This is a genomic window from Microcoleus sp. w2-18bC1, assembly GCF_036700365.1.
In the GTDB taxonomy this organism is placed as follows: Bacteria; Cyanobacteriota; Cyanobacteriia; order Cyanobacteriales; family Microcoleaceae; genus Microcoleus.
Map to the genome: position 1 here is coordinate 60,082 of NZ_JAUBOS010000012.1, position 21,726 is coordinate 81,807.

At 44.9% G+C, this 21,726-nt stretch carries 18 protein-coding genes; 2 read left to right on the plus strand and 16 right to left on the minus strand.

From position 1 onward, the window contains the following. Positions 1 to 60: 60 nt before the first annotated feature. The 3 genes from QT979_RS10130 to QT979_RS10140 all read right to left on the minus strand — a co-directional run bounded on the left by QT979_RS10130 (position 61) and on the right by QT979_RS10140 (position 2,471). Positions 61 to 627 carry a TerD family protein gene (locus QT979_RS10130; RefSeq protein ID WP_445304771.1) on the minus strand — a complete coding sequence of 189 codons (567 nt, stop codon included), beginning with the start codon at positions 625 to 627 and terminating at the stop codon, positions 61 to 63. Positions 628 to 854: 227 nt separating this feature from the next. Next, a complete protein-coding gene (locus QT979_RS10135) occupies positions 855 to 1,280 on the minus strand; it encodes a DUF4359 domain-containing protein (protein ID WP_333309590.1) in 426 nt (141 codons plus the stop codon). Between the two features lie 225 nt (positions 1,281 to 1,505). Further along, positions 1,506 to 2,471, minus strand: a complete 966-nt coding sequence (locus QT979_RS10140; RefSeq protein WP_333309593.1) for a M48 family metallopeptidase — start codon at positions 2,469 to 2,471, stop codon at positions 1,506 to 1,508. Positions 2,472 to 2,697: 226 nt separating this feature from the next. Here QT979_RS10140 and QT979_RS10145 point away from each other — a divergent pair, with 226 nt between their 5' ends. After that, positions 2,698 to 3,249 (plus strand): acireductone dioxygenase, encoded by a 552-nt coding sequence (locus QT979_RS10145; RefSeq protein ID WP_333309596.1) that lies wholly within the window; start codon positions 2,698 to 2,700, stop codon positions 3,247 to 3,249. 62 nt (positions 3,250 to 3,311) lie between these two features. Here QT979_RS10145 and QT979_RS10150 read toward each other — a convergent pair whose 3' ends face one another. Then, a complete protein-coding gene (locus QT979_RS10150) occupies positions 3,312 to 4,931 on the minus strand; it encodes an NAD(P)/FAD-dependent oxidoreductase (RefSeq protein WP_333309598.1) in 1,620 nt (539 codons plus the stop codon). Positions 4,932 to 5,120: 189 nt separating this feature from the next. On the opposite strand from QT979_RS10150, the gene QT979_RS10155 reads away from it, so the two are divergent. Further along, positions 5,121 to 5,726, plus strand: coding sequence for a chorismate lyase (locus QT979_RS10155; RefSeq protein ID WP_333214594.1), 606 nt, complete (start codon positions 5,121 to 5,123; stop codon positions 5,724 to 5,726). Positions 5,727 to 5,863: 137 nt separating this feature from the next. Here the strand turns inward: QT979_RS10155 and QT979_RS10160 are convergent, their stop codons facing one another. The 12 genes from QT979_RS10160 to QT979_RS10215 all read right to left on the minus strand — a co-directional run bounded on the left by QT979_RS10160 (position 5,864) and on the right by QT979_RS10215 (position 21,283). Next, the gene (locus QT979_RS10160) at positions 5,864 to 7,165 is read right to left on the minus strand and encodes a cytochrome P450 (protein WP_333214592.1); all 1,302 of its coding nucleotides are present in this window, start codon (positions 7,163 to 7,165) and stop codon (positions 5,864 to 5,866) included. A 334-nt stretch (positions 7,166 to 7,499) separates the two neighbouring features. Continuing rightward, entirely contained in the window at positions 7,500 to 10,937 is a 3,438-nt protein-coding gene (locus QT979_RS10165) for a PAS domain S-box protein (RefSeq protein ID WP_333309602.1), read from the minus strand. A gap of 643 nt (positions 10,938 to 11,580) precedes the next feature. Further along, positions 11,581 to 13,614 carry an ABC transporter ATP-binding protein gene (locus tag QT979_RS10170; RefSeq protein WP_333309605.1) on the minus strand — a complete coding sequence of 678 codons (2,034 nt, stop codon included), beginning with the start codon at positions 13,612 to 13,614 and terminating at the stop codon, positions 11,581 to 11,583. 222 nt (positions 13,615 to 13,836) lie between these two features. Next, positions 13,837 to 14,349 carry a hypothetical protein gene (locus QT979_RS10175; RefSeq protein WP_333214586.1) on the minus strand — a complete coding sequence of 171 codons (513 nt, stop codon included), beginning with the start codon at positions 14,347 to 14,349 and terminating at the stop codon, positions 13,837 to 13,839. Between the two features lie 473 nt (positions 14,350 to 14,822). Next, positions 14,823 to 15,026, minus strand: a complete 204-nt coding sequence (locus tag QT979_RS10180) for a hypothetical protein (RefSeq protein WP_333214584.1) — start codon at positions 15,024 to 15,026, stop codon at positions 14,823 to 14,825. 299 nt (positions 15,027 to 15,325) lie between these two features. Further along, positions 15,326 to 15,418, minus strand: coding sequence for a hypothetical protein (locus tag QT979_RS10185; RefSeq protein WP_333214612.1), 93 nt, complete (start codon positions 15,416 to 15,418; stop codon positions 15,326 to 15,328). Between the two features lie 21 nt (positions 15,419 to 15,439). Next, on the minus strand, positions 15,440 to 15,631 hold the full coding sequence (locus QT979_RS10190; RefSeq protein WP_333214583.1) for a hypothetical protein: 192 nt from the start codon (positions 15,629 to 15,631) through the stop codon (positions 15,440 to 15,442). A 378-nt stretch (positions 15,632 to 16,009) separates the two neighbouring features. Then, complete coding sequence (locus QT979_RS10195; protein ID WP_333214581.1) at positions 16,010 to 16,357, minus strand: hypothetical protein; 348 nt, start codon at positions 16,355 to 16,357, stop codon at positions 16,010 to 16,012. Positions 16,358 to 16,690: 333 nt separating this feature from the next. Beyond that, positions 16,691 to 17,773 carry an ABC transporter ATP-binding protein gene (locus QT979_RS10200; RefSeq protein WP_333214580.1) on the minus strand — a complete coding sequence of 361 codons (1,083 nt, stop codon included), beginning with the start codon at positions 17,771 to 17,773 and terminating at the stop codon, positions 16,691 to 16,693. Between the two features lie 145 nt (positions 17,774 to 17,918). Beyond that, positions 17,919 to 18,782 carry a carbohydrate ABC transporter permease gene (locus QT979_RS10205; RefSeq protein WP_333214578.1) on the minus strand — a complete coding sequence of 288 codons (864 nt, stop codon included), beginning with the start codon at positions 18,780 to 18,782 and terminating at the stop codon, positions 17,919 to 17,921. A 71-nt stretch (positions 18,783 to 18,853) separates the two neighbouring features. After that, complete coding sequence (locus tag QT979_RS10210) at positions 18,854 to 19,762, minus strand: sugar ABC transporter permease (RefSeq protein WP_333309609.1); 909 nt, start codon at positions 19,760 to 19,762, stop codon at positions 18,854 to 18,856. A gap of 204 nt (positions 19,763 to 19,966) precedes the next feature. Next, complete coding sequence (locus tag QT979_RS10215) at positions 19,967 to 21,283, minus strand: ABC transporter substrate-binding protein (RefSeq protein WP_333309612.1); 1,317 nt, start codon at positions 21,281 to 21,283, stop codon at positions 19,967 to 19,969. Positions 21,284 to 21,726: the final 443 nt, after the last annotated feature.

The window sequence follows — 21,726 nt, forward strand, 5'->3', positions numbered from 1 at the left end:
CAAATCATCTGCTGTTCCCGCTGCCAACTCGTGAGTAATTGGAGAAATATTATTACTACTTTAGCTGCAATACTTGTCAACAAAACTCTGCAATCCTGCCTGATATCCTGCTCCTACCGCCTGAAATCTCCACTCTCCATTCTTTCTATACAAACGACCAAATTCTACAGCAGTCTCTCCCGAAAACTTCTCTTTTAATTCATACCGAACAAGTTCGCTTTTTGTATCCAAATTGGAAACTTTGATAAAAGCATTTTTGATATTGCTAAAACTTGCCTTATTTTTATCTGCTTCGTGAATAGTCACAACAAAAGTTATTTCCTCAATTTCAGGATTAACTCTTTCTAAAATAACGCCGTAAATAGTCTTATTCTCTTGACTTCGGTTGTTTTGGTCAGGAATTGATTGCAATACCGAACTGTCACAGGATTGCAGATTATTGTAAAAGATAAAATATTTATCGTTAGGTATTTTGCCGTCAGCACCTAGCATAAACGCAGAGACATCAATCTCGTAGCTTTCTCCTGCCTCTGTCACCTGCCAACCGAGGGCGATCGCCATTTTTTTTAAACCGGGCGCTTCTTTAGAGATATTAAATCTCTCACCCTTACTTAATTGCATTGCCATCTGCTTATTTGTTAAATATCAAACTTTATAGCGTTCATGTTAATATTAAGTGGGACAATAACTTTTCTTCTTTAATAAAACTTAATATTTTGTCTCTAATAGCGAGCCTCATTAAAAATATGTGCTACCGATCTCCGAATTTATTGAGATTTATTGAGAGAGAATTACGTAAGCAAAAACCGGGCTTTCTACAAAACCCGGTTTCTACAATTGAACTTAATTGGACTCTAATTTTGAGCATTTTCCGAACTAGGTGGCAGCGTCACAAAATTACCAAAAGCTCCAACCGTTTGATAGCTTTTTTTGCCTACTTCAGTTGTGTAAATACTGACTACACCTAAATTTTGACGCTGCGTTGTATTGTCGAGCAAGCTTTCGATCGTGTCCCGCTGCGAAGTCAGCAAATTCTTGCAACTGCCGATCAAAGTATCTGTAATGCCGCTCAAAGATTTCGGCACGCGAGAATCTTTACACACAGTGCTTTCCAACTCGGTTTGGAGTACGCCGGAAGCATAAGTTAGGTATTGAGCTCTCCCAGGATTTGTAAATGCCATGCCGGCGGCTAGAAGAGTCAGGGCGATCGCGACTTTTCCCACATTGCCGAAAAAATTAGAAGTTGGCTTGTTAGTATTCATTGCGTTATCAATATTCATTTTTTTTAGCCCCGTTGATTTATAAGCTTCTCTTGATTTAAACTACACCTCCTCAGAAACAGATTTCCGAAAGGAGGGGACAGTTTTTAGATTGGAGGCCAGTTGCGAGTAAGTCTCTGACTGGTTTACCTTCCTTTTACGTTTCCCCCTCCCTCAAATCCGGTAAATTTTCAACAAAACATTTAGCTGCTTCCTAGGCACAGCCTGGGGACGAGGAATTTAAACTTAGTTTCGCTTTGATTTTTGCCGATCGATCTCCCGCTGCAACTCTTCAATTTGACGGCGCAAAGCCTCCGTTTCACTGTTAGCCGTTTGTGACTTCACATCAACCGCACCCTCAGCTACAGCCCGCTTGTAGTTCCCCAGCTTAATTTGGCGGTATTCCTCGGAACTTGCCCAGTCTCGCAAATACCGCAGGCGTTCCACCGGGAAAGGGTGACTCAGCATCACGCCTTGCCCGCCGTTGTAAAGTAAAAACTTATACACTTGGTTGAGATTGTCCCGATCGAGCTCTTGATAGTTGTCAGACTGGCGGATAAATTCTTGCAAACTGCATTGGTCAGCATATTTACTGCTAACTCCCGCAAGTTGCATCATCGTCTTCATCACACTGTTCAAGTCATCCGTCACCAACAAAGCCGCCCGATCCGCCGACAATTCAGCCTTGCGCCGCCACTCATAAAAAGCGAAAATTAAACCGCTACCGACCATATTTCCCAAACCGAAAGTCATCTCGCCAATTGTCGATGCGACGCTCATCGCCCACATCGCCATTTGATTTAAAGTTGGGTGGCCACATTTAATGTGTCCCAACTCGTGAGCCAAGACTACCCGCAGTTCGGCCTCATCCAACAAGTCTAAAAGACCCGTGTTTAATACTACATAAGGTTGGTTTTTTCCCAGGGCATAGCTGTTAACTGAGGGATTCTGAGAAACAAATAAACCCGGTTCTGGAAAAACATCTAAAGCCTGCACGCACTCCCGAAATATATGATAAATGCTGGCATATTGGCGAGGCCCGACTTGAATGCTATTTCCCATTAGGTAAACGAATTGCGGTCGTTCGTAGACAAATTCTACAAATTTGCTGGCAATTAAGTCAAATCCAGGTACGCTGCGTAACGCTTCCTCAGCTTGGCGATCGAGGGGATGCTGAAATGCTTCGCTAGAAATTCCCGTATAAGTAGGCATAGTTGTTGCAAAAGTTACATTTAAGATATCAGGATTGCCGATCGCTGCTGGTGCTAGCTGGCGCCTGACTTATAATATTATCGCGACAAATATTGAACTGTTGTGGAACAGCGCGGAAAGCCTGTTCAAATTAGCGTTAAAATTGTGATTCTGGTACAGGCGCGATCGACAAACATCTTTCACAGTGCCTGTGTATCGCCTCACCCAAAAATTGGAACGTGCAAAAATGGCTATCCTGCGACTCGAAAACGGTACAACCTACACTCAACAAAGCGACATTACCCGAGAACTCGCTTCCTTAAACATTCAACTCAACCGCTGGCCAGTGGGTGACAGCGCTGAAATTCAAAATTTGTTAGCTAAAGATGCTCTTGACGACACTCAAAAAGAGCAAGTGTTGCAAGCCCTCGACAGCTACTTTCAACAGTTGTCGGAAAGTGCAGGCTATCAGGATCGCGACTTAATTGTACTGCACCCAGACATTCCCAACCTCGACACCATGCTGTCCAAATTCAACAAGTGCCACATCCACGCCGATGATGAAGTCCGCTATATCGTAGCAGGCGAGGGCATTTTCGGCTTCGTGCGGCCCGACGGCAGCCAAGTCGAACTCACAGTGCAGCCGGAAGAATTTATCAACGTGCCGGCGAATACAGAACACTGGTTTTATTTGACAGCAGCCCGGAAAGTTAAAGCGGTGCGCTATTTTACCACTAAAGAAGGCTGGACGCCTGAGTATACCGATACCGAAATTCGATCGCGTTTAGCTGCTGTTTGAACAGTTGACAGTTGACGGTTGACGGCAATCTTCAAATCGTCTAAAAATCCTCAAATCCAGCCTCAAATTTTGTGGTTTGAAGATTGCAAAATACTCAAAGCAACCGCCTCCGCCACCTTAATCCCATCAATTCCTGCCGACAGGATTCCACCCGCATATCCTGCACCTTCCCCAGCAGGATAAAGGCCTTCTGTATTCAAACTCTGATAATCTTCCTTGCGTTTAATCCGAATTGGTGAAGAAGTGCGCGTTTCCACCCCAGTCAAAACCGCATCATCCATCGCAAATCCTTTAATCTGTTTGTCAAAAGCCGGAAGTGCTTCGCGGATAGCTGCGATCGCATAATCTGGCAAACTTTCGCTCAAATCAGTCATCACAACTCCCGGCGTATAAGACGGCTGCACACTGCCTAGCGCCGTGGAAGGGCGATTCGCCAAAAAATCCCCCACAAGCTGCCCAGGGGCGTTGTAAGTGCCACCTCCTAACTCAAATGCCCGTTCTTCTAGACGACGCTGAAACTCAATTCCTGCTAAGGGATGACCGGGATAATCCTCCGGCGTGATACCTACCACAATCCCGCTGTTAGCATTGCGTTCATTGCGAGAATATTGACTCATCCCATTAGTGACAAGTCGCCCCGGTTCTGACGCAGCCGCCACTACCAAACCACCGGGACACATACAGAAACTATATACAGAACGATTGTTTTGGCAATGGTGAACCAGTTTGTAATCGGCGGCGCCCAAAAGCTTATGGCCTGCCCGATCGCCAAAACGACAGCGATCGATGATAGTTTGGGGATGTTCGACTCGAAAACCAATAGAAAATGGTTTTGCTTCGATGTAAACCCCGCGCGAAAACAACATTTCAAAAGTATCGCGGGCGCTGTGTCCCACCGCCAGAACTATATAATTACTAGCAATATATTCTCCGCTGGCGAGGGTAAGTCCCTGCACTTTTCCATTTTCGATGTGGATATCTTCCACACGAGTTTGAAACCGAATTTCTCCGCCTAATGATTCTATTTGGGCGCGAATACTTTGGACAATTCCCACCAGTTTGAAGGTGCCAATATGCGGTTTATTAATATATAAAATTTCTGGTGAAGCTCCCGCATTCACAAGTTCCGTCAGCACCTTCCGCCCATAATGCTGAGGATCTTTAACTTGGCTGTAGAGTTTGCCATCGGAAAAAGTACCCGCACCACCTTCACCAAACTGAGCGTTAGATTCTGGGTTGAATTCTGCTTTTTTCTTCCAAAATCCAAAGGTGTCAACTGTGCGATCGCGAACTGCTTTTCCGCGTTCTAAAAGGATAGGGCGAAACCCCATTTGTGCCAGCATCAGGCCTGCAAACATACCGCACGGCCCTGTACCAATCACAATGGGGCGAATCGTCAAATTGCTGGGGGCTTTGGCTACCAAGCGATAACTCGTGTCTGGTGTTACCATCACATGAGGATCTTTTTTAAAGTGCGCCAAAAGTTGCTTTTCCTGTGTCGTCTCTACATCCACAATATAGACAAGGAGGATTTCTGCTTTTTTACGAGCATCGTAGCTGCGCTTGAATATGGAATAGCCGAGCAATTCTTCGGGGGGAATTTGCAGCTTTTTGAGAATGGCGCTGGCGATCGCATCTGGAGGATGATCTAGGGGGAGTTTTATTTCGGTTATTCGTAACATATAGTGGAAGGAAGAAGGAAGAAGGAAGAAGGAAGGAAGAAGGAAGAATAAAAATCCCGAACAGAAGTATTATAACTATTTAACCGGGCATCCTATGGGCGATCGTCATTGGGCGATCAATTTTTAATTTTTGAGTTGATAATTGCAGAAGCGTTATAATAAACAAAAAATTAAGTTTTGTAAAGACCCTTGACTGCAACATTCACACCCAAAAACAGCCGCACCTGGCACGCTCTCAACCCCCTGTGGCAAGGAGCCGAAGAGGCAGTACAGAAGGGTTTGCCCCACACCAAGCTCGCACCGGCATGGCAAATACTGCTCCTAGGCGACGGTTCCCCCACCCGTCACCTGCAACTGCTGACAGGGGAACCCACAGAAGTTGATGTCATCGATATGTCTTTAGTTGGTGAAGACGCAGACGGCGCGCCCCAGCAAATTGTCGCGGTTCCGGGGCCGCGCCTGCGCCGCCAAGTGTGGCTGCGAACTGCTTCTGGACAGCGTTTAGCCTATGCGACTTCTTGGTGGGAAGCGAGCCACGTAGACGAATATTTACAAAATAAATCTTTGCCAATTTGGGCTAGTTTAGCGAGGCTGCGGACAGAATTGTATCGCGATGTGCAGGGCATTTATTGCGGTAATTCGGCTGCTTTGGAATCAGCGTTTGAAGAGTCGGGCCCTTTTTGGGGGCGGCACTATTTGTTTTGGCATCACGGGAAGCCATTGACTCTGATTTATGAGGTTTTTTCTCCTTATTTAACTAAGTATTTGGGGTCGATGCAATTGGATGTTGATTGAGACTGAGATATTGCACCATTATCAAGAACAGGCAAGATGCCTGTTCCACAAGAAAATTCACTCTTTGTGGAACAGGCATCTTGCCTGTTCTCAAGAAGAAGAGGAAAATAAGGAGGGTGTAGAACTGAAGCTTCTATTTATTTCATAGTTGTTCGACGAAATTTCACTCGCAAACCGTCGCGGGGATGCGGAGTCGGTACTCGGATTAAATTCAAATCTTGATCCGGTAAAAGCTCCCATTCAAACTCCCGAACAATCTTTGCCGCAAACAACTTCATCTCTAATCGCGCAAATTCTTTGCCCAAACATTCTCGCAAACCGCCGCCAAAGGGTACGTAGCTGAACGGTTTAGGCGATCGCTCCGAGCTAAATCGATCGGGGTCGAATCGATCGGGTTCGGGATAAACTGCGCTATCCTGATGCGTCTGATTGATTTCATAAAGTACGCTCCAACCCTTGGGAATTTCGTAGCCGCCGAACTCGCAAGCATTAATTACCTGCCGAAAACCGCCTCCCACCGGTGGAACCAACCGCAGCACTTCTCGCATAACCTGCTCTAAATAAGTCATTTGTTTGAGTTGTTCCAAGGTTAGCGGTTCAGTTGCGGGGAACTGCTGCTGTTCGGCCCGCACTTTTGCCATCACATCTGGATTTTGAGCTAGGAGAAGACAAAAAGAGGCGATCGCCGAAGTTAAAGTTTCGTGTCCCGCAAACAGCAGCAACAGCACTTGATCTTTTAACTCATCCAAACTCAAACTATTTCCCTCGTCATCGCGAGCCGAAATCAGCAAACTCAAAGCATCCTTGCCACTAGGGGTTCCTTGCTGGCGATCGCGAATAATTTTGTCCAGTTCGGCTAACAGTAAATTTCTGCCATTTTTAGCTTTGCCAAACCGAGTCCAAGGCACATCTAAAGGAATAGAAAATAAACCATCAGAAAACGTTTCAAAATAATGTCCCAGCGCCGTTTCCGAACCATTATCAATCCCTACTAACAACTTACCCGCAACATCAAAAGTATAATTTCTCAGTTCGGGATACCAAGTCAGCGTTTCCATTTTGGCCCATTTTTCCAAATAGCGCTGAGTGATATTTTCCATCCCGCCGATGTAGCCGGCTAAAGCTCGCGGCTGAAACGCTTGGTACAGCAACTTGCGCCGATTTTGGTGGTTAGCACCCGTTTGCAACGCTAAGGAAAGTGGCCCTAAAAGCGCTTTCGTGCTGGGAGGCCAAGTCACAACAAAATATTGGTTTTCATTGCTTAAAACAAACAAATTCGCCTCTTGGCCACACACAAACACGGTAGGCTGTCCGAAAATGCTGGTTTTGAAAATATTTCCGTACTGCTGGTGGCGTTTTTTGGCAAATTGGGAATCTTGCAAAAAGTTGAGGGTATCGCCAATTAGGGGTAAACCGAAACTGCCGGGAGGTAATGCCATTTTAGATTTTAGATTTTAGATTTTAGATTTTTAATATGATATCAATTTTAGTTGGAGGGTGGGCAATACACACCGACAAATTTCTGGTAAAACAAGTTTTCTCTGTTGGTAGCCTGTAGGGTGCGTCTTTAAATTTTAGATTTTAGATTCTAGATTTTAGATTTTTAATATCATATCAATTTTAGTTGTCTAGTTCATATTGTCAACCAGACAAAATTCTGCTAAAATAACTTTTATATGTTGGCATCTGTAGGGTTTTTTAGTCTTAAAGTTAGTACAAAAAGAACTGGTTTTTCCAACTGACGCACCTTAGTATTTTGACCAACAAACCCATTTAATTTTCTGCCCTTTTAATCGGAATCTCGATTATAAATTCAGTGCCTTTCCCCACCACCGAGAAACACTTGATTTCACCTTTATGTTTTTCTACAATAATTGAATGGGAAATCGCTAAACCCATCCCCGTTCCTGAACCGACCCGTTTGGTAGTATAGAATGGGTCAAATATCCGTTGCTTGACTTGATCTGTGATACCTGCACCGTTATCAGCAATTCTAATCACAGCGAGAGTACCTTCTACCTCTGTACGAATGCGGATAATTCCCGGATTTTCGAGCTCTTCTTGTAACACGTCAATAGCGTTAGCAATAATATTCATAAACACCTGATTCAACAGTCCGGCGTAGCACTCCACCCGTGGCAGTTGTCCGTATTCTTTAATGACTTGAATTGGTGGGCGATGAGACTCCGTACCCGCTACGCTATCGGACTGAAATTTCAGACGGTGTTCTAAAATCATCAATGTGCTGTCGATGCCTTCGTGAATGTTAACCTTTTTCATGTCAGATTCATCGAGGCGAGAGAAATTCCGCAAACTCCGCACGATATCCCGGATGCGAGTGGCTCCCACCTGCATAGAAGACAGCATTTTCGGCAAGTCGTCTAGCAAGAAATCTAGCTCTAACATTTCTATTTCTTCCTGAATTGCTGGAGAAGGTTCCGGGTATTCATCTCGATACATTTGCAGCAGTTTCATCAGGTTTCTAGTGTATTCTTCTGTGTAGGTAAGATTGCCGAAAATAAAGCTGACCGGGTTATTGATTTCGTGGGCAATTCCTGCTACCATCTGACCGAGACTCGACATTTTTTCTGCCTGCACGAGCTGAGTTTGAGCTTGCTGGAGTTCGCACAGAGTTACTTCGAGTTGGGCAGCTTGTTCTTGTGCTATCCGTGCTGAATCGACGCTTTTAGTATAAAGTTCAGATTGACTGATGGCGATCGCCAATTGATCGCCAATTGCCTCCATTAACTCCACTTCCTCTTTTGTCCACTTCCGAACCTCCCTGCAAGAAACGCAGCTAACAACACCAGTTAAACCTCCGGCACTTTTAATCGGCAAATCCAAGACAGACTTGTAACCCACCTGCAAAAAGAATTCCCTTTCTACTGGATTGCTGAAAGTGGCAACATCATCTATTTGATAAACTTCCAACTTAGCGATTTTTTGTGGCAGCGTACCGGTTATGTCAGCAGGGTAATAACCCAAAAGCGAGAACAAGTCATCATTTTTAGATTCGTGGACGACATCCCAAGCAGGTGGCGAAGCGTCGGGCAAATACCAGATAAACACACAGCGATCGACTTGCAGCAAGTCACGAATTTGCTGCACAGTCGTTGCCAAAATAGTGCCTAAATCCAGAGATTCGCGGATATTGCTAGCTAGCTGGTTCAGTAGCGCTTCCTGCTCCGCTAACTTACGGAATCTCGCTTCCGACTTTTGCAACTGTCTTTGAGATTCTTTTTGTTTTGTAACGTCCAAACCCAAACCGATTAAGCCGATCGTGTTTCCAAAATCATCTTTGACCTTAGTTTTAATTGTCTCCAAATAATGTTTTTTACCATCAGCAAGCTGCATCGCTTCTTGAGCATAACAGGGAATATCTTGGCTCCACGCTTGCGCGTCAGATTCCATGCACGTAGCAGATGCTTCTAATCCCAAAACTTCGGAATAGTGAGATGCTGCTAAAAATCTTGATTCAGGTATAGCCACATCTTCGCAGAAAGTTTTGTTAATTAATAACATCCGCCCGCTAGCATTTGTCAGCCATACCCAGATCGGAGCGTTGTCAATAATTGCCCTCAAAGTTTGCTGTTGTCTCGCGAGAGCTTCTTCTGTTTGTTTGCGCTTAATTCCCAGGGCGATCGTATCGGCACTTGACGCCAAAGCAATCAGCGTTGATTCGTTCAACTCCTGGCGAGCAAACATCGCGATTACTCCCAGCAACTTATTGTCAACAATTAGCGGATATCCAGCAAAAGCCATCATTCCTTCTCGTGAGGCCCATTTTTTGTCCTGGATTCGGGGATCTTCTTGCACAGAATTAGTGATGTGAGGTTGTCGCTCCAGAGCGATTAAACCAATCTTGAACTCGCCGACAGCAATGCGGCTGTGAGCGCCGTCAATGTGAGTATATATCCCCGCGCTTGCTTGCATTTGCAATACATTTCCTTCTTCATTCAACGTCCAAATCCGAGCAAAGGCAACATCCAAATGGCGCACAACTGAATCGGCGCAATATTGCAAAGTTGTACGCAAACTCTGGTTTTGAGTTAGAACAATTCCCACATCTGCTGTGAATAAAGAAAGTTTCAATTGTTCTGCTAAAGCTTGTTCTGCTATTTTGCGCTCTGTAATGTCGGTAGCAGCACCGAGACGCTGCTTAATTTTTCCGTCCTCTGTTCTGCTAAATACAATATTCCGGCTGACTAACCAGTGCCAACAATTCTGTCGATCGCGTACCCGATATTCGTACTCAATAACTTCGCCGTCGGGAGCATTTTCTAATTGCTGAAAATATCCTGGAAATTTAGCTAAGTCGTCAGGGTGGAGGATGGTGGGCAGTAGATTGCTGCCCATGTTTTCAACTTCTGCCCTCGTATAGCCGAGGGTGTCACTGATTTCGCGGTTGCTGTAGACATTTCGCTGCTCGCTTTCATCGTAAACAAAGAGAAGATTCGGACTGGTATTGGCAATTCGCTCAACAAAATGCTGGCTTTCTTGTAGCGCTACTTCTGCTTGTTTTTGAGTGGTAATGTCGCGGCCGACACCATAGATCAATTCTTCCTCACAGAAACGGGTAGCAGTCCAGGCTATCCACTTGTAAGAACCGTTGCGACAGCGCCAGCGGTTTTCAAACCCAAAGGTATTCTTCCCCGCAGCAATACTTTCAGCTTCTTTTAAAGTAGCTTCGCGATCGCCTGGATGCACGAATTCAATGAAGAGTTGGCCAACCATTTCTTCTGGGGAATAGCCGAGTATTTTTTCTGCTGCTGGGTTGATGCGTTTTACATAACCGTCAAAACTAAGGACGCACAGCAGATCTAGCGAGAGGCTAAAAAAGTGATCGCCCCCGTTGGGTTCGCTGGATGGGCGATCGTTTCCCCCTAGAGCCCAAGAGGTGTTTGAGCGCCCCGATAGCGCCAAAAAGACAATATTTGCTATTCCCAAAAATCCCAGGGCGACTTGGCGATGGTAGAAATTATCGCCGCTGCCAGCTACGAGCCACCCATTTAACACCAGCAGTACAATTATCAAAATTGAGAATACACTGCCAGGGGCGATCGTCCCTAAGCTGATTTTTTTTTCATACTGCTTGCTGCCTTCTGCCTTTTCTATTCGGGTGACTGCTGCCGTAATTTTTGTCCACCACACTTGCAGCAATTTCACCAATTTAGTGCTTTTGAATTCTTCTAGTTGAACTGAATGTTTCATTCTTTTAATCTAGAGTTACTTTGAGTTGTGGTGATTTAAAAATTACAATAAAGATGTTTAAATATTATAAATATTTCCTATTGGGCGAGCTCTAGTATTAGATAATTACGTAAATTTACGCAATACGAGGCGATAATTAAGTGTATTTACGGAAGTAGCAACCAATCTCTTTTTAGCCTGGGTACCCATTTTCTAATTTTTCCGACTCCTAGAGAGAGTTTACTTATAATACTACGCGACATATTGTTGTTAGTCATTGGACATTTGGCCTAATTTAGCTAGTCCTGGACGCAGAAACTCGCACTCCTGGGTGTATAACCTAATTATGTAGGCGGCGTCTGAAGCTATTTACTGTGTTAGAGTAGGCTGTTATACCCCACTTTTTGCATCTAGAAATAACAGGGTTTGATGTAGGAAAATACTGCGTGGAGTTCCCTAGCTGTGGCTTGAACAACCCGGAATGTTAGTCAAGTTCAAGCAGGTAGAATTTTACCAGAAATCATGAAGTTAAAATCAAGATAAACTGCTAATTTGGGAAGATAAAATGAAAAAAAACTTCGTAGCAGTTTTTCGTAGCCCGATATGTTCGCGCGTCATGGCTAATTAGTAATTGGTAATTGATACGAGTTTAAAACACTAAATATCAATTTTGTTCTGATTCATTTGCAGGCGATGGGGGCCAAGCAGCTTGGCGACCTAGTTGCTGTTGCCGAATTCGCTCCAAATTCCCTGCTGGAATAGAAGCTATGAGTTGCCGCGTGTAAGCTTGCTGCGGTTGGCGGTAAATGCGCTCGGCAGTGCCAATTTCCTCGATTTTACCTTTGTTCATGACGATCGCGCGATCGCTCATAAACTTGACCACGCTCAAATCGTGAGAAATAAAAATATAAGTCAGTCCAAACTCTGTTTGCAACTCCTTCAGCAAATTTAAAACTTGCGCCTGCACCGACACATCTAATGCCGAAACCGACTCATCGCAAATAATAAACTTAGGATTCAAAGCCAAAGCTCTAGCAATACAAATTCGCTGCCGCTGTCCGCCAGAAAACTCGTGAGGGTAGCGCCGCATAAAATCGGGATTTAAACCCACTCTCTCCAACAAATAAGCCGCGCGATCGCGCTGTTCTTTCTGATTCTTACCAAAACGGTGAATCACCATCGGTTCCATCACCGCATCCCCAACATTTAGGCGCGGATCGAGAGAACTAAAAGGATCTTGAAAAATAATTTGCAAATCGCGCCTCAGCCACCGCAATTTGCGATCGTACTCTTTTTGCATACGATAATTAGCCATCCACTGCGATGCTGAACTACTTTTCGCAGGAGGCGTAATTTCTTGACCTTCAAAAAACACTTTACCGCTGGCGATCGGAATTAATTGCAGCAAAGCTCTCGCCAAAGTTGATTTTCCGCAGCCAGACTCGCCCACCAAACCCAAAGTCTCGCCCGGGTAAACCTCAAAAGAAATATCGTTTACCGCCATAAACAAGCGTTGAGTTTCGCCAAACATTCCCTGCACCGGAAAACCGACGCGCAAGTTATTAACAGCCAGTAAAGGGCCAGAAATATGCGGCAACCGAGGCGGTTTTCCTGTTGCAAAAGCGGAATTTCCCCCGCTGTTGTCACCATCTAAATCGGCATTTTTCTCGACAATTACTAATTCGCCGCTAGCATTTGTGGTGACATCCATAAAATCGGAAACTGTCGGCAAGCGGCGCAGTTGCCGATCGAGAGTTGGGCGGCAAGCTAATAAACCTTTTGTGTAAGGATGTTGGGGATTGCTGAAAATTTGTTCGATCGCACCGCACTCAACAATCTTGCCTCGGTACATCACCGCCACCGTATCGCCAATTTCAGCAATGACGCCCAAATCGTGGGTAATAAAAATCATTGCCATGCCTCTAGAGTCCCGCAACTCCCGCAGCAAAGCTAAGATTGTTGCCTGCACGGTTACGTCCAAAGCCGTGGTAGGTTCATCAGCAATTAATAAAGTTGGATTGCAAGAAATGGCCATTGCAATCATCACGCGCTGGATTTGGCCGCCTGAGAGTTCGTGGGGATAGCGATCGAGCATAGCTTGTTTTTGGCCGTTGACGAGCTGCATCAAATCGCGATCGTCCTCCATAACTGCTTGATTCCCCGCAGCAGTCCGGGAGTGCTCTTGCCGCAAAGCCAAACACCGCTGCCTGAGCTCATCGTCGCCCGGTAGCAGCTTCACCTCTTGCAGCAGAGAAGCAGCTTGGCGCCGCGCTTCTGTCTGCGACACCTGTTGGTGCAAACAAATGGCTTCTGTGAGTTGAAATCCGATCGTATAAACAGGATTTAGCGAACTCATCGGCTCTTGAAAAATCGTCGCAATCTGGCTGCCGCGGTATGTTTGTTTTTCCCTGTCCGGCATTTCCAGCAGATTCACAGGCCCATTGCTAGCGCCGTCTTTTGTCGAATAAAACCAAATTTCGCCGTCGATTTTCGTTGACGAACTCGACAGCAAACCCATAACAGCAAGGGATGTTACCGATTTTCCCGATCCAGACTCTCCCACGATGCCCAGAGTTTGCCCTCGCTTGACCTCAAACGAAATGCCGTCAACCGCTTTGACGGTTGCAGACGCATCGCCTGCGTCCGCAGATTGAAATTGAACCCGCAGGTTGCGAACTTCTAGGACGGTTTCACTCATGGAGGTCTATGGCAAAAATTAAAGGGAGACTAAGTGGATTGTAGCAGGGCCTGTGGAAGGCAGATGTCAGTGGGAAAATTTTAAGGTTGCTTTGCATAACAGATGGCGAAAGCTAACATTCCTGGCAACGCTTCGCTGTGGGTGAGTTTTGAATTTTAAATGGTTTATAACTTAAAACTCAAAACTCAGAACTACTGGAGTGCTTTCTGCCTGCAATTTTCCTCAAAAACCAATGACTTGAGTGTCAGCAGGCAGTGCAGTGGCCTCGGAGACCTTTTTAAAGACGGTTGCCTGCTCGTTTAAGGAATTAGGTCTGGCCTGTCCGGGATTGGTGCCTTGCAACTGAAGGCGCATTTGACCTTCGGGAGTCAATTCAAAAACAGTTTCAACGGTTTCTGTGCTGCTGAGGCCCACATCAATGTGCATCGGTTTTTCACCCTGATTAACTTTGTACCTCATTTCTTTGGCGCGGGCGGCTCCGTCGGGGCCTTTAGCCATGAGAAACAATTTGCCTTCTGGGGCAAAGACGAAGGTGAAAGACTGACCGGAGGGGACTGTGCCTTGCCATTGGCCTAGGAGTTGCTGGTCGAGGGTGCTAGCGGCCGGGGCTGCTGTTTCTTGGGCAATTGTTGGTGTTGCTGCGGATGCTGGGCCGAGTGAGGCGTTGAAGCTAATGAGGATGCCCAAGCAAAGGCTACCTGCGATCGCTTTACCAATCATTTTTGAATTAGACATGAGACCGATCTAAAAATTGGTTATTTGTTTTGTACACTGTAGCGGTAAAACCGTACTTTGTTTAGTTTAAATTTCTTTTAGGCATAGATATAAGTTGAGGTTCGCACCTGCAACGCCGTTGTCATCCCTGGACTAAAGCTTTTCCTGAGCTTGTTGAAGGGTCATTCGATTTTAGATTTTAGATTTTAGATTTTGGAGGCGACCCCACGGATAAATTCTGGTGCTTAAGAATTTTAGATCTTAGATTTTGGATTGATTCCACGGATAAATCACGTGGCGGGTACCATCAAAAAATTTTTGGTCACGGAGCTTTCAGTTTTTTTTATTGTTGTAAAATCCAATACAAATCCGGCTTAAGCTGCACAGTTCGCTGTTCTGAGTAGATTGTTCTTAACTCAAAACAGCTAATTGACTATTGCGTTCGATTGCACCCCCAGATAGTTTGGCAAATCGAGCGCATTAATAGTCTTTCATTAATTTTTTTCAGGATCGGGTTCGACTTGTTCTGTCGGAGATTCCGGCGCGGGTTCCTGTGGATTTCGCGATCGTTTCATGCGATCCAATGCCTCTGCGTAAGACCAAGCCACGCTCACAAGAAAAGCTTTCGCCATGCCGGACAAATTTTGTGCATCCTCGGTTTCAGGCGCTTCAGCTTTTTGGTTGCCGTCGTTCATCATGTTTTTGTTTTCTCCCGGGCAGGTTTGTCTAGCGATTTTTTGCAGTCTGCGATCGATACCCACAAATTATGATTTTTCTTGCACCCGCACCCTACTTATCTTTGAGGATATGACCTTGATTACCACGAATAATATCATAAATATGCTGATTGGATGACCGAATCAGAAAGAGACCTTAACTTCGCTGGTGGCCTGCAACACTGACTCCTGCTGGGAAGTGTACTTGTAAGTTTCGATAATTTAATGAATAGCTTGATTCTTTGCCGGACTACTTTCATAAATTAAAATAACTATTTATTTTAGAGTTTATCTCTAATCAGAATTCCAGAGCTGTTGAGAAACTGCCCGGAGCCGTCTAATACGGTTAGCCATTCTCGAAAGCGAGGGGTAATAACTGCCTTGACAAACTCCTGCTATTCTGATTCATCAATTGTCTCGCATCCCGGTTTTGTTAAGCCAAAATACAGTTCATCTTTGAGGAGATTTGTTTGCTTGGCATTAGTCTCCGAAGTTTCGGGAAGTTGAGCGCGGGCAATTGTCGCATGACAAACAGGCAGGATGAACAGCAGGCCTGTCAAGCAAAGACTGTTAATATATTTATTCATCAGGAATTACGCACAAATTCTATATTGTGGGCCATTTTTTCTAGCGTGTCCTTGAAATGCTGATTGAGAATCCTGCAATATCTCAGTTTTAACCACCGAGTCTGATCAACGGTTTTTTAACCCGAATTTTATTTAATTTAACAAGATAAAAAATTTTCAACTCAAAAACCCGGTTTCACCTGAGAAACCGGGTTTTTGAGCATCTGTTCTAGTTTGTTTATGCTCGCCTACTTGATTCCGTCTGCCGTATTAAGTAGCTCAACTTATTTAAACGTCAAACTTTTCAGGTGTTCAGAAACCCGGAAGGGCGAGCACTCTTGGCTGCGCCCCGAAAGCAATCAGGTTTCTCAAAGTGTTATATTTTTTTAGGTGGAGCTACTAATCCTTTAATTCGCGGATACTTCTCTTAGCAGTGTCTTGATACATCTCCCCCATTTCTTTCACGGCTGCTCCTGCCTCTTGGCCAATCTTCTGGGCTCGTTCGCCGGGAGAGTCTGATGTTTCGCGAGCTTCTTGCCTCCATTCCCGCGTTGTTTGGGGTCTTTCAGAATTGTTGAGCTCGGATTTTGAGCTAGCTTGCGCGCCAAAACCTTTGTTACTGCTTCCCGAATCAACATTTGTTGTTAGGAGCAAAAAACCGACTAGGACAACACTCAAAAAACTCTTGATTTGAAAACCCTTAAGCAGGGAACTGATGCGAGCAATGGCTGTGGAAATCAAATTCATTTCAGTAATACTCCCTAAGTTAATTGGTGATAACTTTCAACGTTCTTTCATCTAATTGACTCGCTCCAAAATCAGCAGCTAATGCGAGGTAAAGCCAACTTAGCTTTAACTTGTGATTAACCACCTAAATAGAGTTATAGGTTAGCGATAAAATCTGGTAAATACGCCACCTATGTGTCAGCCAATTAGCTTTTTCACACATGAATATCACGTTAACAGCCGCCAAATATTTCTACCTCTAACTAAAGTCATAACTTAGTTAGAAGCAAAAAACATATTTTTATACACATGGTTAGACAATTTTTAATCAAGCATGCTCTGCAGGGCAAATTCTTATTGCAAGCGATCGCCCGTTTTCACGTCAAACCAGTGCAGCAACTGAGGCGGAAAAACCAGCTCTACAATTTCGGAATTCCAGTGGCGGTCATTTGGCAACAAAGCCCGCACCGTTACTGAGTCCAAACCTTTAACTCGGACGCTAACTAAATTTTGCATTCCCAAGTTTTCCACTAAAAAAACCTCACCTTTAATTGCCTCTGGGGCAGACATCTTGCCGGCCTCTGCATCTGCAAAGCCGACGTGTTCCGGGCGAATTCCCAACACAATTTCTGGTGGCACAGTTGGCATATCTGGGAGTCGAACTCGAAAATCGCCCAACATCGCAAAATTTCCCTGGCATTTAAGCACGAGCAAATTCATTTGCGGGCTGCCCACAAAACCAGCTACAAACTGATTTGCCGGACGAGTATAAATTAAGTGTGGCGGGTCTAGTTGCTGGACGTTGCCGCTGTTGAGAACTGCGACTTTGGTAGAAAGCGTCATTGCTTCGGTTTGGTCGTGAGTTACGTACACTACAGGAGCTTTTTGGGAGGAAAATAATTGTTTGAGTTCGGCCCTAACTTTTTCCCGCAATAATGCGTCGAGATTGCTCAAAGGTTCGTCTAGCAAAAATACTTCCGGTTGGCGCACTAATGCGCGGCCGAGGGCGACTCGCTGCCGCTGTCCGCCTGATAGTTTTCCTGGTTTGCGATCGATTAATTCCGTCAATCCGAGGGATGTTGCAACTTCCGTCACTAACCGATTGATTTCGCTGGAGGAGATTTTGCGAAGTTTGAGACTCGATGCCATATTTTCGTATACTGTCATGTGCGGATACAGCGCGTAACTTTGAAAAACCATTGCTATATCACGATCGCCCGGCCTGAGATAAGTGACATTGCGATCGCCAATTCTAATCTCGCCCCTAGTTGGCTGTTCCAACCCTGCAATTAACCGCAGCGTGGTAGATTTGCCACACCCCGACGGCCCCAGCAAAGTCAGAAATTCCCCTTCGCTAACATCCAAACTAATGTCTTTTACGGGAACTACTTTAGGGCTGTAGGTTTTATTGAGGTTTTTGAGTTGCAATTTTGCCATGATTTTAAACTGTTGACTGTTGACTGTTGACTGTTGACTGTTGACTGTTGACTGTTGACTGTTGACTGTTGACTGTGTTGTTTGACTCGTTCCCAGGCACAGCCCAGGAACCAGTTCAATCTAAAATCTAAAATCTAAAATCGATTTATCCTTTTACCGCCCCCGCAGTTAAACCCTGAACAATGCGCCGCTGGAATACTAAAACCAGCAAAACCAAGGGCAAAGTTCCCAAAACGGTAGCTGCGGCGATCGGGCCGTAAGGAATCTCAAATACTGACACCCCGCTGAGTTGAGCCGTGGCGACAGGAATAGTTTTCAGAGATTCGCGAGTCATAAATGTTAGTGCAAAAATAAACTCGTTCCAAGCTGAAATAAATGTCAAAATTCCAGTTGTGACTAACGCAGGAAATGTCATCGGTAGCACGATTTGCCACAGCATTTGAAAAGTGTTGTATCCGTCAACTTTAGCGGCATCTTCCAAATCTTTTGGCAACTGTTGAAAGAAACTTCGCATCACCAAAATTGTCAGTGGCAAATTGATCGCGGTGTAAGGAATAATTAATGCTAAATAATTATTGCCTAAATCCAAAGCTTTGACAATTTCCAGCAGTCCCAAAAATAGCAGCACCGCCGGAAATAGCGTCACAATCGTCACAGTTGCCAGGATGATTCTCTCCCCCCACAGTCGCAACCGGGCTAAAGCGTAAGCTGCGGGAGCGCCTACTGCTAAACACAGTAATGTTGAAGTAATGGAAACAAAAGCGCTATTTAAAATGTAAAGTGCAAACGGGCGGCGCTGGAACAGCGACAGATAATGCTCGAAAGTAATTCGTTTGGGAATATAGACGTTTGGAATCGCTGAAATATCCGCATTTACTTTAAAAGAAGTTAGCACTTGCCAGATAATGGGTGCGAGAAAATATGCGACGATTAATATCGCTGAAATTGGCAAGATTAATTGCCGGATGTCAAAGTTTTTTTTGCTAGGTTGTTCGCTGGCGATCGACATAATTTATACCAATCAAATAAATGTGCAACTGTGGGTTATCTCAAATCTAAAATCCCCAATTTAACATCGTCTTAGTTTCCTCCGGCTGCATTGGTGCGGGCTCTCGATAACAAATAAGCGGCGAGCGCAACTGCTGCCACTAACATCAAAAAAGTACACACCACCAAAGCCGCCCCGTACCCAAAGTCTAAATACCTCATCACCGTGCTGTAAATGTAGATAGAAACGGTCTCTGTTGCCCCCGCCGGCCCCCCTCCCGTCATCACCTGAATCAAGTCAAAAATGCCGAAAGATTGGGCAAATCGAAACAGCAAAGCAATCACAATTTGGGGCATCAGCAGGGGAACCGTAACTTGACGGAAACTCTGCCAGCTACTCGCGCCGTCAATCGCGTGTGCTTCGTACAAATCACCGGGAATTGACTGCAATCCTGCTAGCAAAAGCAAGCTGACAAAGGGCGTAGTTTTCCACACATCTGCTGTAATCACTGCCATCATTGCCAAAGTCGGATCTCCCAGCCAGCTAATGCTATTTTGAATCAATCCTAAACGCCTCAAAATGTCGTTAATTACGCCGTATTGGTCGTTAAAAATCCACGCCCAAGCTACTCCCATCAATGCAGTCGGCAGCGCCCAAGGTAGCAGAGAGATTGTGCGAACAATGCCGCGCCCTGCGAAGGATTGATTTAAGACTAAGGCAATGCCCATACCGAGAATTAATTCCAGCACAACAGAGGCGACAGTAAATACAGTGGTGTTGCCTAAAGTTTGCCAGAAACGCCCGTCGCCTAACATTCGACTGTAATTAGCAAAACCGGAAAAAACCAGTTTTAATTCTGTACCGAGGTTTTGGGTGAATAAACTCAGCCAAAAAGCGCGCAATATTGGGTAAGCAAATACTAGCATCAGAATTATCAAAGCTGGTGCTACTAATATCCATCCGGTTTTTTGTTCGCGCTGTCGCATCTTGTCTAATTGCATATTGCTCACCTTTTTCTCGTTTGATCTTAATAATAAGATGGACTTTGTATCTCTCGCTTGTAGCCGACTCTCGATCCCCCTAAATCCCCCTTAATAAGGGGGACTTTGAACGTTCCAATTCTTCCCTTTTTAAAAAATACTTTGAAGGTTCCAATCTCCCCCTTATTAAGGGGGGCTAGGGGGGATTGATCTGAAAGCTAGAAGTTAGGAAGCTTGGGGTTGTTTCAAACTGCCTAATAAATTGCGAGTTTCGCTAGCTGCTGCTTTCATTGCTTGTTCTGCACTCATTCTCCCGGTAAAAGCTGAACTCAAATAACGCTGCAAAATATCAGAAGCTTGAGCGTATTGTGCCAGGGGCGGGCGCAAAGCTGATCGTTCCACTACTTTTAGCAGTTGCGGGTAGTGGGGATATTTGGCTACTATTTCTTTGTTGGTAAATAAGGATTTGTAACTGGGAACTAAACCGGTTTGTAAAATAAATTTGCGTTGGGTTTCCTCGCTGGTAAGATACTGAATTGCTTTCCACGCTTGTTCTGGATGTTTTGAGGTTTTGGCAATTCCCCAGCCCCAGCCGCCCAAGCAGGAACCGCCTGTTTTACCGGTACTGCTGAGCATTGGCTCGATCGCAATTTTGCCTCTAACATTCGATCCTTCGGCATTTGCCAGCTTCCAAACATACGGCCAGTTTCGTAAAAACAGTGCTTTGCCATTTTGAAACAAAAGCCGGGTTTCTTCTTCTCCGTAGGTGGTGACACCCGGAGGAGAAATGCCAGAGGCGATCGTATTTTTGAGAAATTCCACTGCTTTAATTGCCTCCGGTTTATCTAACCCAACTTCAAAAGTTTCAGGGTTAGCCCAAAAGCCGCCGAAACCGGAGAGTACCTCGACAAACATCGCAGATACTCCCTCGTATTGTTTACCTTGCCACAGATAACCCCAAGTTGCTTTTCCCTGTTTCTGCAAGTTGTGAGAGATTTTTACCATATCTTCAAAGGTTTTCGGCGCTGGAATTTTCGCTTGTTCTAAAATGTCTTTGCGGTAATAAAGCATTCCGGCATCGGAAGCATGGGGAATGCGGTAAAGTTTGCCCCGATACCGCCCGCCTTCGACGTTACCTTGGATGAATTTTGATAGTTGTTCGGGGGGAATTCTGTCTGTCAAATCCCTTACCCAACCTGCGGCTGCAAATTTGGGAACCCAGACAATATCCATGTTGATGATGTCGTAGGGCGATTCGCCTAAAAGAAAGGCAGATGTGTAAAGATTTTCTATGAGGTTGCTGTCAAAAGGCCCTTCTATGAGGTTGATGCGAATCTTGGGGTTTTTCTGTTCAAATTCTTTGACAAAGGGTTTCCAGTTAACAAGGTCTTGACCTTGCATTAACATGGTGAGCACGACTGGCTGTTGAGTCAGTGCCGGCAGAATAAATAAAAGCAAGACGGTGGCTAATGTGACAACGAATAAGGCTAAAAGACGGGGACGCTTCTGGCTTCGTTGCTGCGGGGAATTTATTTTTTGCATTTGCTTTTGAGAAATGGCGGTGCGATCGCCTTCTTTCTCTCATAACTCGCTTTCTTTTGTTTCGCTGGATTTAGCGAGTTTGTGCAATAAAAATTTAAGTAAACTTTAGCTTACTTAATAATGCTTGAGTGAAGAGTGCAAATTTTTATTTCACTAGCTAGAATGGGATTTAAGTAAACATCTATCTACAGATAGATATTGAGAGAATTGTCTGACTTGATAAAAGTCGGCGGTTGAAACAGCTCAAGAGTCAAATTTTTATCCCTCTCGCTTGAGACTAAAGAATCAACGGGGTATTAAAGCCGGATTTTGTATTACACACTTTTGACACCCAGCAACCGGGTTTTATATAGCAACCGCCAAGATGATTAGGACGTTCTTAATCGCACAAACATAAACGGTTGATTGCAACTTCTTCCCTATTCCTTCTTCCTTAAGCTGTT